Source organism: Candidatus Vallotia laricis, from assembly GCF_020541325.1.
Taxonomy (GTDB): Bacteria; Pseudomonadota; Gammaproteobacteria; order Burkholderiales; family Burkholderiaceae; genus Mycetohabitans; species Mycetohabitans laricis.
The window spans coordinates 65,409-79,935 of sequence record NZ_CP047399.1 but is presented as its reverse complement, the minus strand read 5'-3'; the positions used below and the strand labels follow the sequence as shown (position 1 = coordinate 79,935).

Here is a 14,527-nt window from a genome sequence, read left to right as displayed (position 1 = left end):
TCTGCGGGCTATGTCTAGGCCGTACGCTTACTATGATATGTACGGATATTTATCTTTACTTTACTTAGATACAGTATATTGACGAATCGTAACACTACACTCCCATTAGTGCTAATTTTACTTGGTTCTGTAAGAAGTGGTTCTCCATAGACTTGTAATATCTGGAAAGAGGGACATCGATGAATTTATGAATTTATTGCTATTACACCCCTAACAAGAAGTTAATAATACTAAAAGTTCTCATGGAATTAGATCCTCCTAGCGCTTAATCTATGAGATTATTACCTTATAATATATCGATTAAGTGCTCCCAAATCAAATCTACTAGCCCGATGTGCGCGGTATACTAACGGGATTATTTCAATGCTGCGCTTGTGTTATTAGGGGGTTTTGGCTAGATACGAGCAGGTTAGCTATCTATCTAAGTGGCTAAGCAGCTCTGTACACATTGATATTTAGTGTCTGCACAATACATGCAACACATCTCAAGCTTTCTGCCTATACTTGACTATGTAATTCGTTAGCCATACATAGACTCACGAATCATTCAGCTCCGCTGCATAACATCGTTTAGACAGCGGAATATATATGTATTCAAGGAAAGGTTATTATTAGCAGCCGCTAGTTTTCTAAGAAAGTCTTAATACTCTTAGGAAGAGATGCGGGATAAAATGCGTGCTTAGTTTACTAAGTTTTATTCTAAAGGGAATGTTGATATATTTATAATGCCCGCTCTCTGTTAACAAAGCCGAGTTACTAGCAGGGTGACGCCTGTATTCCCCACTAAATTAGCTAATTATTCATTTTTCCGGGGAGATAGGCGCAATACATAATACGCGAATCAACAGCGCTGTCTGCGTTAGCAGACTAAGCGTGAGTAAAGTATAATTTGTATATACGCATTATTTTTCTCAACGATTTGGTAATCAATGTTCGATCAATTAAAATTCGGAAAAAATACTCGAATATTGTTTGGTACGTTGTTTAGTGCAATAGCCACTTGATGATTATTCTCGTGCAAACGCGTCCTTGATATGGAGGTCTGGACAATGCAGCGTACATTCTAGAAATGCACGATAATATTGCAATATATATGCATACACATGTACTTGCACCGTAAACATAGCCTTACTGAGATATACAGAAGCTTTACTAATTGCAAATAACTTTACTGACTTCTCGTGAGCAGTTCTATGAAGTTCGCTGTTAACAATCCGCCCTAGTCTTTAGTATTACTAGCTCATCGGTCTATCTTTTTTCCTTACCCGCAACAGAAGCAGTGGTAGCAGTTTAAAAACGTCTCGTGTTTTGCTTGTACTTTATTGAAGAGTTGAAGAGCTGCATATAACTCTTCATTGTAAATGATAGGCACTTTAATTATTTGATTAGCATTATCTATAATAACTTATTACTACTTTTGTAAGTTAATCGGCGCTTCATTAGAAGATTTATGATGAAATACCTTCTGCTTCATAGAGTAATTACTCTATGAAGCAGAAGGTATTTTGGTTCTTCGGGGGACAAAAATTTAGTTTTTAACATTACAAAATTAGTATATCCAATTTTCTACCAAACCATTCATATGAATGGTAGCCTATCTGTCTGTGCTGATGGAGATATTGCACAACAGTGTTACTATTGATATTAAAGTTTCTTGTCTTATTTATAGGTTTTATAACCTCAAGTAAGTCGTAATTCTATGCTGCTTAGCAGAGTTACCTGCACTAAAAGTCAGTTATGCGATGAACTATTCTGCTACTGCACTAAGCACATGCATTCAAATAATTTAAGAAAAGTGGTAATAAGACATACTCTAGAAGATACTCTCATAAATTTTATGAGTATTTAGTCGACTAGAAATCTTAAACTACCCCAGTTTTATACTTTGCTTTTCATCATATATGCTGTTCTTATCTAAGACTTTGAATGTAAAACAAGCTAAATATCGGGCGAAAAGTAAAAAAATAAAACTTTTAACTATACAAATCTTTGTCGCTAACTGTTTCAGTCGATTTACATAAAAATAAATCTCACACACTCTTGTACATGTACACAAAAACACTCTTGTACATGTACGCAGAATTTATTGCCGAACTAATATTTGGTGCATAACTTGGCTCTCTAGAATCGTTAATTCTAAACTAGCGGGCTGGAGCATTATTTTTTTTCAGAAAACGGCTGTTCGACTGGTATTTTGGGCATAGTAAAGTCAAATGGACTCGAATTATCTTCCTCTTCTTTAATCTGCTGAAAACGTTCTCTATTAGCCATCTCCTTACTCTTTCTAGCTTTGTGGAATGCAAGCCCTGTACCAGCTGGAATCAAGCGACCAACAATCACATTCTCTTTTAAACCACGAAGATCGTCGCGCTTGCCCATAATCGCTGCTTCAGTCAGCACGCGCGTTGTTTCCTGGAACGATGCAGCTGAGATAAATGAATCAGTCGATAGTGACGCTTTTGTAATACCAAGTAGCACATTTTCATAAGTTGCTGGCCGTTTACTTTCCGCAATAATCCGATCATTCTCGTCAAGCATATCGGAACGCTCTACTTGTTCGCCCGGGATAAACCGAGTATCAGCATTATCCACGATTTGCACGCGTCGCAGCATTTGGCGCACAATCACTTCAATATGCTTATCATTAATTTTCACACCCTGTAAGCGATATACGTCTTGCACTTCATCAACGATATAGCGAGAGAGCGCCTCGACACCCTGCAGGCGCAGTATGTCATGCGAATCTGCCGGACCGTCGACGATCATTTCGCCCTTGTTAACAACTTGGCCATCGTGTACAAGTACTTGCTTTTCTTTAGAAATTAGAAATTCATGTTGATTTCTGTCTAGGTCTGTGATGATTAAACGCTGCTTTCCCTTCGTATCTTTTCCGAATGATACTGTTCCGGTGACTTCTGCTAGAAAGCCCGCATCTTTTGGAGAACGCGCCTCGAATAGCTCTGCAACTCGGGGTAAGCCGCCAGTAATGTCGCGAGTCTTCTGCGACTCAGTTGGAATCCGCGCAAGCACCTCACCGATCTGCACCTTCTGGCCATTCTTAACAGTGATTAATGCACCGACCTGGAAACCAATTTGCACCGCATGCTCTGTACCTGGAATTTTTACTTCGTCACCGGTCTCATATAGAAGCTTTACCTGTGGGCGTACATTCTTAGGTGATTGAGAGCCACAGTGCTTTGAGTCAATAACAACGAGAGTCGATAGGCCGGTTACTTCATCGATCTGTTTAGCGACGGTTACTCCCTCTTCAACATTTTCAAATTTTACCGTACCACCGTACTCGGTAATAATCGGACGTGTCATGGGATCCCACGTCGCAAGCTGTGTACCCGCTTTGATCTGCATGCCATCTAATTGTAGTAGCGTTGCACCATATGGAATTTTGTGGCATTCACGCTCACGACCGTGGTCATCTGCGATAATCATTTCTCCAGAACGAGAAATAACAATCTGCTCGTCTTTTGTGTTCGTAACATAGCGCATTGTTGGGGTAAAGCGTGCAGTTCCATTAGACTTCGCTTCAACACTAGAAGCTACAGCTGATCGTGATACAGCACCACCGATATGGAATGTGCGCATTGTTAGCTGCGTACCAGGCTCGCCAATTGATTGCGCGGCGATTACACCTACCGCCTCACCTACATTTACCAGTGCGCCGCGTCCAAGATCTCGACCATAGCATTTCGCGCATAAACCATAGCGTGTTTCGCAGGTAAGTGGCGTACGTACGCGCACCTCATCAATGCCGAGGCGCTCAATTTCTTCAACCGCAGCTTCATCTAGTAAAGTGCCTGATTTGTATAGCGTTTCCTGGATTTCTGGATTGACTATATCGGATATTGCTACTCGGCCTAAAATCCGGTCGCGTAGCGCTTCGATAACCTCACCGCCTTCGATTAGAGCTTTCATTACTACGCTCTGGCTAGTGCCGCAATCGTCTTCAACCACTACAAGGTCTTGTGTTACGTCAACTAAACGACGAGTTAGATAGCCTGAGTTCGCAGTTTTTAATGCAGTATCCGCCAATCCTTTACGGGCTCCATGCGTTGAGATAAAGTATTGCAGCACATTTAAGCCTTCGCGGAAATTTGCAGTAATTGGCGTTTCGATGATCGAGCCATCCGGCTTAGCCATAAGACCACGCATACCAGCTAATTGACGAATCTGCACTGCTGAACCACGGGCACCAGAGTCTGCCATCATATAAATCGAATTGAATGACTCTTGATGCGTTTTATTGCCATTTCTATCGATTACTGGTTCAGTTGAAAGTCGATGCATCATTGCTTTTCCAACTAACTCAGAGGTTGCTGACCAAATGTCGACTACGTTGTTATAACGCTCCTGGGCAGTAACCAATCCCGACATATATTGTCGATCATATTCCTTGACTTTTTTAGCAGCTTCACCGACGATTGCTCCCTTTTGTACTGGCACAAGCATATCGTCAACACAGATCGAGATTCCAGCTCGAGTGGCTAGCTGAAATCCGGATTGCATTAATTGGTCAGCAAAAATGACTGTTTCGCGTAAGCCGCAACAACGGAAAGCAGTATTAATTAGTCTAGAGATTTCCTTCTTCTTCAAAGGTTTATTTAGGACTCTAAATGGCAGGCCAGGTGGCAAAATTTCTGATAGAATCGCACGACCTACGGTAGTAGCATATAGGGAAATCTTGGATACGAATTTAGGCGAATCATTAGAATGATCCTCATTAGCCACCCTCTCGGTAATCCGTACATTAACGCGCGACGCTAGTTCTACTGTCTTATTCTCATATGCTCGAAGCACTTCTCCTACGCCAGTAAAGACCATTCCTTCGCCCTTCGCATGGATTGCTTCGCGCGTCGCATAGTACAAACCCAAAACGATATCTTGTGATGGAACGATAGAGGGATCACCGTTAGCCGGGAACAAAATGTTATTAGATGCAAGCATTAGTGTGCGCGCCTCCATCTGTGCTTCGAGCGAAAGCGGTACATGCACAGCCATTTGGTCACCATCAAAATCCGCATTAAACGCAGCGCATACGAGTGGGTGTAATTGGATTGCTTTTCCCTCTATTAGTACCGGCTCAAATGCTTGAATCCCTAGACGATGTAGCGTTGGTGCGCGGTTCAGCATCACTGGATGCTCACGGATAACTTCTTCAAGAATATCCCACACAATCGATGTCTGGCTTTCAACTTCCTTCTTTGCTGCCTTGATTGTCGTCGCAACACCCATTACTTCGAGCTTGTTAAAAATGAACGGTTTAAACAATTCAAGTGCCATTAACTTAGGTAAGCCGCACTGATGCAGTTTAAGTGTTGGACCGACGACAATCACTGAACGGCCAGAGTAGTCAACACGCTTGCCAAGTAAATTCTGGCGGAAGCGGCCGCCTTTGCCTTTAATCATATCAGCAAGTGACTTTAGGGGTCGTTTATTAGCACCAGTCATCGCCTTACCACGACGTCCATTATCGAGTAGCGAATCGACTACTTCCTGCAGCATCCTCTTTTCATTTCGAATAATTATCTCGGGTGCTTTTAGTTCAAGTAAACGCTTTAACCGATTATTACGATTAATCACACGACGATATAAGTCGTTTAGATCTGACGTCGCGAACCTGCCACCGTCCAACGGCACTAGCGGACGTAACTCCGGCGGCAGCACAGGCAATACCTCAAGAATCATCCATTCTGGCTTAATCCCGGAACGCTGAAATGCTTCAAGCACTTTTAGGCGTTTTGCGTACTTCTTAATCTTTGCTTCCGAGCCGGTGGTCTTTAACTCCGCTCGAAGTTGCTCAATCTGTGCGTCAATATCGATAGCTCGAAGCAACTCACGTATACCTTCTGCGCCCATTTCTGCTCGGAATTCTTCACCATCTTCTTCGGCTTTATAGTAATCTTCCTCGGTCATAATCTGCCGCGCTTTCAGCGATGTCATGCCTGGATCGATAACGACATATGCCTCGAAATAAAGCACGCGCTCGATATCGCGTAATGTCATATCGAGCACCATACCCAAGCGTGACGGCAGAGATTTTAGAAACCATATATGTGCAACCGGAGAAGCAAGCTCAATATGGCCCATACGCTCGCGGCGTACTTTTGTAAGTGTCACCTCAACACCGCACTTTTCGCAAATTACACCACGATGTTTTAAGCGTTTATACTTGCCACATAAACACTCGTAATCCTTGATTGGGCCAAAAATCTTCGCGCAGAATAAACCATCGCGTTCTGGCTTGAAGGTGCGATAATTGATAGTTTCTGGCTTTTTTACTTCACCAAACGACCAGGACCGGATCTTATCTGGCGAGGCCAGGCCTATCTTGATGGAATCAAAAACTTCTTCTTGTTGGACTTGCTTGAATAGATCGAGCAAAGCTTTCATTGCTTTTCTCCAGTAGTCCGATTAGTTCCGGTCTAGATCGATATCAATACCGAGTGACCGTATTTCTTTTACTAGCACGTTGAATGATTCCGGCATCCCCGCATCGATCATGTGATCACCCTTGACGAGGTTCTCATATACCTTCGTGCGACCCGTTACATCATCCGACTTCACCGTCAACATTTCTTGCAACACATAAGATGCGCCGTATGCCTCTAGCGCCCAAACTTCCATTTCCCCAAATCGTTGGCCACCAAACTGTGCTTTACCGCCCAATGGCTGCTGTGTTACTAGTGAATATGGACCAGTCGATCGGGCATGCATTTTATCATCTACTAAATGATGTAACTTCAGCATATGCATATAGCCAACTGTTACTGGACGTTCGAAGGCCTCACCTGTTCTTCCGTCGTACAGTGTCACTTGGTTCTTCGATTTCGTCATTCCCAATTGCTTCGCTATCTCATCGGGAAACGCTAGATCAAGCATGCGTGAAATCTCTCTTTCGTGCGCTCCATCAAATACTGGTGTTGCAAATGGCACCCCTTCTTTTAAGTTTTTGGCAAGCTCAATAATTTCATCATCAGACATCTCATCAATCGACTCTAGATGACCTGACTCATTATAGATCTTCGTCAAAAATAATCGTAGATCTTGGACTAGCGTTACTTTCTTGGCTTGCAACATTTCACCTATGCGCCAACCTAAGCCTTTTGCAGACCAGCCTAAGTGGGTCTCAAGGATCTGTCCAACGTTCATTCTTGATGGCACACCTAGTGGATTTAATACAACGTCGCATGGACGACCATCAGCCATATATGGCATATCTTCAATCGGAACGATCTTAGAGACGACACCCTTATTACCGTGGCGACCCGCCATCTTATCGCCAGGCTGCAATCGCCTCTTGACTGCCAGGTATACTTTAGCCATTTTTAGTACGCCCGGGGGGAGTTCATCTCCTTGCGTAAGTTTTTTTCTCTTTTCTTCAAATGCAAGGCTAAACTGATCACGCTTTTGCTCGATTGATTCTTTAATTGCTTCTAGTTGCGCTGCCGCCTCTTCATCGGAAAGACTGATGTCGAACCAGTGATAATGATCTAAATTATCTAAGTATTCCTGCGTAATCTTCGCATTTTTTACGAGCTTTTTTGGACCACCATTCGCAATCTTGCCGTGAAGCATACGCGCTAACCGTTCGAATGCATCGCTCTCGACAATACGTAATTGGTCATTTAAGTCTAGTCGATAGCGTTTCAGTTCGTCATCAATGATCTGCTGCGCGCGTTTATCTCGCTGGATTCCTTCGCGTGTAAATACTTGTACGTCGATTACTGTTCCGGTCATGCCCGATGGAACACGCAGGGAGGTATCCTTGACATCAGACGCTTTCTCACCGAAGATCGCTCGTAGAAGCTTTTCTTCTGGAGTCAACTGAGTCTCGCCTTTCGGTGTTACTTTACCAACCAATACATCACTCGATTCGACTTCAGCGCCGATATAAATAATTCCAGATTCATCTAGGCGATTTAGCTGCACCTCAGCTAGATTAGAGATATCTCTCGTAATTTCTTCTGGTCCGAGTTTTGTATCGCGTGCCACAATATTAAGCTCCTCAATGTGAATCGAGGTATATCGGTCATCGGAAACAACGCGCTCAGAAATTAAGAGTGAATCCTCGAAGTTATAGCCGTTCCACGGCGTAAACGCCACCAGCATATTCTGGCCAAGTGCAAGCTCACCCAAATCGGTTGACGCACCATCAGCAATTACGTCACCACGTGCAACACGATCTCCAACCTTCGCGATAGGCCTCTGGTTGATATTCGTATTTTGATTCGAGCGTGTATATTTAATTAGATTGTATATATCAACGCCAACCTCACCAGCTACCGCTTCGTCATCATTTACGCGAATGACTACGCGGCTAGCGTCAACATAGTCAATTACTCCACCACGGAAAACCTGCACTGTCGTACCGGAATCTACGGCAGTTCTACGCTCGATTCCAGTGCCAACTACCGCTTTTTCTGGCCGCAGGCAAGGCACCGCCTGCCGCTGCATGTTTGAACCCATTAATGCACGGTTTGCATCATCATGCTCAAGGAACGGAATCAGTGACGCAGCTACAGATACGATCTGTGATGGCGCGACATCCATATATTGAATGCGATCTGGTATAACCATCAGCGTTTCACCAGCTTCACGAGCCGAAACTAGTTCGTCAATTAGTCTACCTTCATCGTCAATTGCCGCATTTGCTTGAGCGATTGCATATCGCCCCTCCTCGATCGCAGATAGGTAATCAATTTGGTCGGTTACTTTGCTATCGATTACCTTACGATATGGTGTCTCGAGAAAACAATATTTATTCAGATGAGCATACAGTGCGAGTGAGTTAATCAGACCGATATTTGGACCTTCCGGCGTTTCGATTGGGCATACACGACCGTAGTGGGTCGGGTGTACATCACGCACCTCAAAGCCAGCACGCTCACGCGTCAATCCTCCAGGTCCTAGCGCCGATACACGCCGCTTATGCGTAATTTCAGATAGAGGGTTAGTCTGATCCATAAACTGCGATAGCTGCGAGGAGCCGAAGAACTCACGAATCGCTGACGAAATCGGTTTTGAGTTAATCAGGTCGTGCGGCATTAGATTTTCACTCTCCGCCTGACCAAGACGCTCTTTAACGGCGCGCTCTACTCGCACTAGTCCAGCGCGAAACTGGTTCTCGGCTAACTCACCGACGCAGCGTACACGACGGTTTCCTAAGTGGTCAATATCATCTACTTCACCCCTGCCATTACGCAACTCGACTAAAATTTTAATCGCCGAGAGAAGATCATCATCGGTTAAGGTCATTGGACCATGAACTTCCTCACGACCAACACGACGATTAAACTTCATGCGACCAACCTTCGACAGATCGTACGCATCCTCGCTATAAAAGAGACGGTTAAATAACGCCTCAACTGCGTCTTCTGTAGGCGGCTCACCTGGCCTCATCATTCGATAGATTGCAATTCTGGCGGCAGTTTTATCGGTGGTATCATCGATACGGAGTGTCGATGATATGTATGGGCCGTGATCTAGATCGTTCGTATATAGCGTCTGAATTTCTTGCACACGCATTTCTCGGAACTTTTCAAGTAAAGTCTCAGTTATCTCGTCATTTGCATTAGCAATCACTTCACCGGTATTAGTATCAATCACATTTTTTGCAAGAATACGGCTAATCAGATAGTCATCTGGCACCGAGAGGTACTTTATCTTTGCGTTTTCAAGATCATAGATGTGCTTAGTATTAATCCGCTTGTCTTTCTGAACAATAATTCTTCCATCCCGGTTGGTAATATTAAAACGCGCAATCTCACCTCGTAGACGATCCAGCACACACTCCATTTGCGCACCTTCGTTTATTAACGTGAAGTTATCGAATACGAAGAAATGAGCCAATATATGCTCTGGCGTTAAGCCAATAGCTTTTAGGAGAATTGTTACTGGCATTTTACGGCGACGATCAACTCGAAAATATAGAATATCTTTCGGGTCAAACTCGAAGTCTAGCCAAGAACCGCGGTAGGGAATAATTCTCGCCGAGAACAATAACTTACCCGAGCTATGTGTCTTACCCTTATCGTGTTCAAAGAACACACCTGGTGATCGGTGTAGCTGTGAGACAATTACACGCTCGGTGCCATTAATTACGAAAGAGCCGGTCGGCGTCATAAGCGGAATCTCGCCCATGTACACTTCCTGCTCCTTAACCTCCTTTACAACTGGCTTAGTTAACGATTCCTTGTCAAGGATTACTAAGCGAACTTTAGCCCGCAACGCAGAACAATAGGTTAATCCACGCTGCTGGCATTCCTTAACGTCAAATACTGGTGATGATAACGCATAGCTGACAAACTTAAGCTGGGCAAATCCATTATGCGAGACAATTGGAAAAACTGATATGAAAGCAGCCTGCAGCCCTTCTGGCTTACGTTGTGTAGCAGGTATATCCGCTTGTAAGAAAGCACTAAATGATTCAAGCTGAGTAGCCAGCAGGAAAGGAACCGGGTGAACGATAGGGCGTTTCGCAAAACTCTTGCGAATACGCTTCTTCTCGGTGAAGGAATATTGCATACGATCTCCGAATCACGGCGTAATAGTTCATTGTTCCAACAGCAGCGAACAAAATTGCCCGAGTGTTCACCGACTGAAACCATATGGTTGTTCAGACGCTTGAACAGACCAAGAAGCTTGGTGGTTGGCCGCTACCAACCGCTGGCTGACAGCAGCGGTTGCCTATATTCCTCGCCGCTACCCGGACCAAACTTGTCTTCTGCGGTCGCCTTAGAAGACAAGGAAAAGATAAATACATTATGCAAAGACTTTTCCCTTGATTTCCGTGGCAATTACATCGACACCTAACATATGGAGTGCTGCCAGATCTACAAAGCGCAAAAAGGCTGACGGTCTGGAACCGCCAGCCCTTCGCGCAAAAAACTGAAAATTATTTAATTTCAGCTTTTGCGCCAGCGTCTTCGAGCTTTTTCTTAGCTTCTTCAGCGACATCTTTTGGCACCGCCTCCTTAATAGGCTTTGGTGCGCCATCAACTAAATCTTTTGCTTCTTTTAGACCAAGACCCGTAAGTTCACGAACAGTTTTAATAACTGATACCTTATTCACACCGATTTCTAGTAGGTTTACTGTAAATTCTGTCTGCTCGTCTACTATCGCAGTAGTACCACTTGCACCTGTTGGACCCGCAATAGCAAGCGCAGTAGCAGCCGATACACTAAACTTCTCCTCAAAGGCCTTAACTAACTCATTTAGCTCCAGGACTGACATCGCGCCAACGGCTTCTAAGATGTCTTCTTTTGCGATTGCCATTTAAAATACTCCTAACTTGGAATTTGGATTTTAGCTAATGATCCGCAGTTAACCGAGCTCGTACTCGGCTGCCTGTCAGACGACCTCATTCATGCTGCTTGCTTTTTTACTAGAAGAGCTAAAGCGCACGCAAAGCCGGAAACAGGTGCTTGCATAACTCCCAAAAGCTTCGCAAGCAGTTCCTCTCGACTCGGAATAGAAGCCAACGCTTGCACATCAGCCTTGTTTATTACCTTATCGTTATAGAAGCCGGCTTTAATTTCGAGCTTGTCAGTAGTTTTACTAAAGTCATAGATAACTTTGGCCGCCGGAATTGCATCATCTGAAATGCTATAAATCAATGGACCTGTCATATGCTCGGCGAGCAAAGAAAATGGAGTACCCATGACCGCGCGACGTGCGAGTGTATTTTTTAACACGCGCAGGTATACCTGCTGCTCGCATGCCTTTGCGCGAAGATTATTTAGATCACTAACGGAAATTCCACGATATTCTGCTAATACAATAGTCTGAGCTCTTTCAACTTTAGCGGAAATTTTAGCCACGATGGCTCGCTTATCTTCACGATTAAGTGGCACGTTTAACCTCCAGATTTGGTCCGCTAGAGGGTCGTTCGACCACATCGCGCACCGCGTTTATAACCGGCTCCCGAGATTGTTAGAGTATTTCGGCTAGTACAAATAATTACAGTTTCTAGCTTCTATTCAGCAAAACTGTTTCGGGTTCGCCATCTGCGTTGGTTTTTAATTAAGAACGGGCGCTATAATCACCCTTTCACCAACGGTCTGTGACAATTACTATGTCGTTTTTTACAACAATAACACGGTTGCCTAGTCTATATTTAGTTAGAAATTACAACTTCTTGGGCACATTTTATAGATATCTCTTTTTATGCAACAATAGTATTTAGGTCGACCCGAATACCGATACCCATTGTGCTTGATATCGCAATTTTTCGTAGATAGACGCCCTTACTAGTCGTAGGTTTTACCTTTTGTAGCATACCGACTAATGTAGTTAGATTAGATTTTAAATCGGTAGATTTAAATGATGCACGGCCAATTGTCGCGTGAATAATTCCGGCTTTATCAACGCGGAACTGCACCTGACCAGCTTTCGCATTCTTTACTGCAGTTGCTACGTCTGGTGTAACCGTGCCCATTTTAGGATTCGGCATCAAACCGCGCGGACCTAGGATCTGACCAAGCGCGCCAACTACGCGCATCGTATCTGGTGATGCGATCACGCTGTCGAAATTTAGATTACCGGCCCTTACTTGTTCAGCTAAGTCTTCCATCCCGACAATTTCGGCGCCCGCAGCTTTAGCTTGCTCCGCTTTATCACCTTGTGCAAATACAGCAACACGCACACTTTTTCCCGTGCCCGCCGGCAATACAACCGAGCCACGAACTACTTGATCTGATTTTTTTGAATCAATACCAAGCTGCACCGCGACATCGATTGACTCATCAAATTTAGCAGTTGCACACTGTTTCACAAGTGACAATGCATCATCTACTGGATACAGCTTTAGGTGATCGACCTTACTTTTTAGTACTTTCAGGCGATTTGAAACTTTACTCATTTATACACCATCCACAGTAATGCCCATCGAACGAGCCGTGCCGGCGATTGTTCGAACTGCCGCATCGAGACTAGCTGCAGTAAGATCTGGCATTTTTACCTTAGCGATTTCTTCGGCTTGCGCGTATGTGATATTACCCACCTTATCCATATGCGGCTTATTTGATCCTTTATCAATTTTTGCTGCTTTTTTAATAAGCACAGCTGCCGGTGGAGTTTTTAGAACGAATGTAAAACTTTTATCTGCATAAGCGGTAATTAAAACCGGCGTTGGCAAACCTGGCTCGAGGCCTTGAGTTTGCGCATTAAATGCTTTACAAAACGCCATTATATTTAGTCCTCGCTGACCTAGTGCTGGGCCGATAGGCGGCGAAGGATTGGCCTTACCTGCAGGAATCTGCAGCTTAATAAAGCTAATAATTTTTTTTGCCATTTAAAACCTTGGATAAACACCTAACGTTCGGCGAGTAATAATGCGCTTCCTAGAAAATTATTATCAGCGCTTTTTAATAAAAGATGAACGCATTGAGTGTGCTTTAATTCTTCACAGAACTTTGTTACGTGATATGTGCATGTCAAGAATAAATCTTATTTTTTAGACTTTTTCAACCTGCCCGAACTCAAGCTCAACCGGTGTAGCGCGACCAAAAATAGTCACTGAAACACGAACTCGCGACTTCTCATAATTAACCTCTTCGACGCTACCATTAAAATCTGTAAATGGACCATCTTTAACTCGAATAAGCTCTCCAACCTCAAATAGAGTTTTTGGCCGCGGTTTCTCGACACCCTCACGCATTTGCGACATAATCTTACTAACTTCATGTTGAGAGATTGGGCTTGGGCGATTCCGAGCACCACCAACAAAACCAGTTACTTTAGCGGTATTTTTAACTAAATGCCATGTTTCGTCAGTCATGACCATTTCTACTAGCACGTAGCCTGGAAAAAATCTGCGCTCGGTTAGAGACTTGTGTCCACCCTTAATCTCGATGACTTCTTCTGTTGGGACTAAGATTCGACCAAATTTATCCTGCATGCCAGCGCGCCTAATACGCTCTTGGAGCGTATGCTGTACGCTTTTTTCCATACCTGAGTAAACGTGCACGACATACCAACGATTTTCACCTGATAACGCTGCGCTATCATTCATATCATTTTCAACCCAGAATTAGCGAAAAAATAATCCATTCGATAGTTTTATCGCTAATCCAAAGATAGATTGCCATCAGTAACACAAAACCAAATACAACTATAGTTGTTTGAATGGCTTCTTTTCGAGTTGGCCAAACAACTTTATAAATTTCGTGATACGAATCTTTCGCGAATGCGATAAAGTTTCTTCCTGAGGCGGAATAAAGCTCTACTGCAATACCCACAGAAATACTAAATACCAAAACTAAACTACGCACATACCAATTATATGTCTCTAGAAGATAAAAAGCAGAAATGCCGGCAATAACGAGCAATACGCTTAGTATAGGTAATAGTTTATCGCCTGTAGTATTTACAGTTTCGATGGATGAATGCGCCATAACACTCCAAACAAACGCACCGCATAAGCTGTGCTACATTGGCAGGGGCAGAGGGCATCGAACCCCCAACCTTCGGTTTTGGAGACCGACGCTCTACCAGTTGAGCTATACCCCTAAA

General features: G+C 43.8%; 8 protein-coding genes and 1 tRNA gene. All 9 read right to left on the bottom strand.

The window, feature by feature from the left end; all coding sequences use genetic code 11:
• Positions 1–2,157 precede the first annotated feature (2,157 nt).
• Entirely contained in the window at positions 2,158–6,405 is a 4,248-nt protein-coding gene (gene rpoC / locus GKR41_RS00395) for a DNA-directed RNA polymerase subunit beta' (RefSeq protein WP_226809884.1), read from the bottom strand.
• 21 nt (positions 6,406–6,426) lie between these two features.
• Positions 6,427–10,539, bottom strand: coding sequence for a DNA-directed RNA polymerase subunit beta (gene rpoB, locus GKR41_RS00390; RefSeq protein ID WP_226809883.1), 4,113 nt, complete (start codon positions 10,537–10,539; stop codon positions 6,427–6,429).
• A gap of 370 nt (positions 10,540–10,909) precedes the next feature.
• Positions 10,910–11,290 carry a 50S ribosomal protein L7/L12 gene (rplL, locus tag GKR41_RS00385; protein WP_226809882.1) on the bottom strand — a complete coding sequence of 127 codons (381 nt, stop codon included), beginning with the start codon at positions 11,288–11,290 and terminating at the stop codon, positions 10,910–10,912.
• An 89-nt stretch (positions 11,291–11,379) separates the two neighbouring features.
• A complete protein-coding gene (gene rplJ, locus GKR41_RS00380) occupies positions 11,380–11,868 on the bottom strand; it encodes a 50S ribosomal protein L10 (protein ID WP_226809881.1) in 489 nt (162 codons plus the stop codon).
• A gap of 311 nt (positions 11,869–12,179) precedes the next feature.
• On the bottom strand, positions 12,180–12,875 hold the full coding sequence (rplA, locus tag GKR41_RS00375; RefSeq protein ID WP_226809880.1) for a 50S ribosomal protein L1: 696 nt from the start codon (positions 12,873–12,875) through the stop codon (positions 12,180–12,182).
• A complete protein-coding gene (gene rplK / locus GKR41_RS00370; protein WP_226809879.1) occupies positions 12,876–13,307 on the bottom strand; it encodes a 50S ribosomal protein L11 in 432 nt (143 codons plus the stop codon). It abuts the gene before it with no gap.
• Positions 13,308–13,469: 162 nt separating this feature from the next.
• On the bottom strand, positions 13,470–14,027 hold the full coding sequence (nusG, locus tag GKR41_RS00365; protein ID WP_226809878.1) for a transcription termination/antitermination protein NusG: 558 nt from the start codon (positions 14,025–14,027) through the stop codon (positions 13,470–13,472).
• A gap of 7 nt (positions 14,028–14,034) precedes the next feature.
• A complete protein-coding gene (secE, locus tag GKR41_RS00360) occupies positions 14,035–14,409 on the bottom strand; it encodes a preprotein translocase subunit SecE (protein WP_226809877.1) in 375 nt (124 codons plus the stop codon).
• Between the two features lie 39 nt (positions 14,410–14,448).
• Positions 14,449–14,524 (bottom strand) — tRNA-Trp (locus tag GKR41_RS00355).
• Positions 14,525–14,527: the final 3 nt, after the last annotated feature.

Bases quoted from the DNA above. Each gene is read 5' to 3' on its own strand.
- rpoC (WP_226809884.1), bottom strand. From the start codon at position 6,405: ATGAAAGCTTTGCTCGATCTATTCAAGCAAGTCCAACAAGAAGAAGTT.
- rpoB (WP_226809883.1), bottom strand. From the start codon at position 10,539: ATGCAATATTCCTTCACCGAGAAGAAGCGTATTCGCAAGAGTTTTGCG.
- rplL (WP_226809882.1), bottom strand. From the start codon at position 11,290: ATGGCAATCGCAAAAGAAGACATCTTAGAAGCCGTTGGCGCGATGTCA.
- rplA (WP_226809880.1), bottom strand. From the start codon at position 12,875: ATGAGTAAAGTTTCAAATCGCCTGAAAGTACTAAAAAGTAAGGTCGAT.
- rplK (WP_226809879.1), bottom strand. From the start codon at position 13,307: ATGGCAAAAAAAATTATTAGCTTTATTAAGCTGCAGATTCCTGCAGGT.
- nusG (WP_226809878.1), bottom strand. From the start codon at position 14,027: ATGAATGATAGCGCAGCGTTATCAGGTGAAAATCGTTGGTATGTCGTG.
- secE (WP_226809877.1), bottom strand. From the start codon at position 14,409: ATGGCGCATTCATCCATCGAAACTGTAAATACTACAGGCGATAAACTA.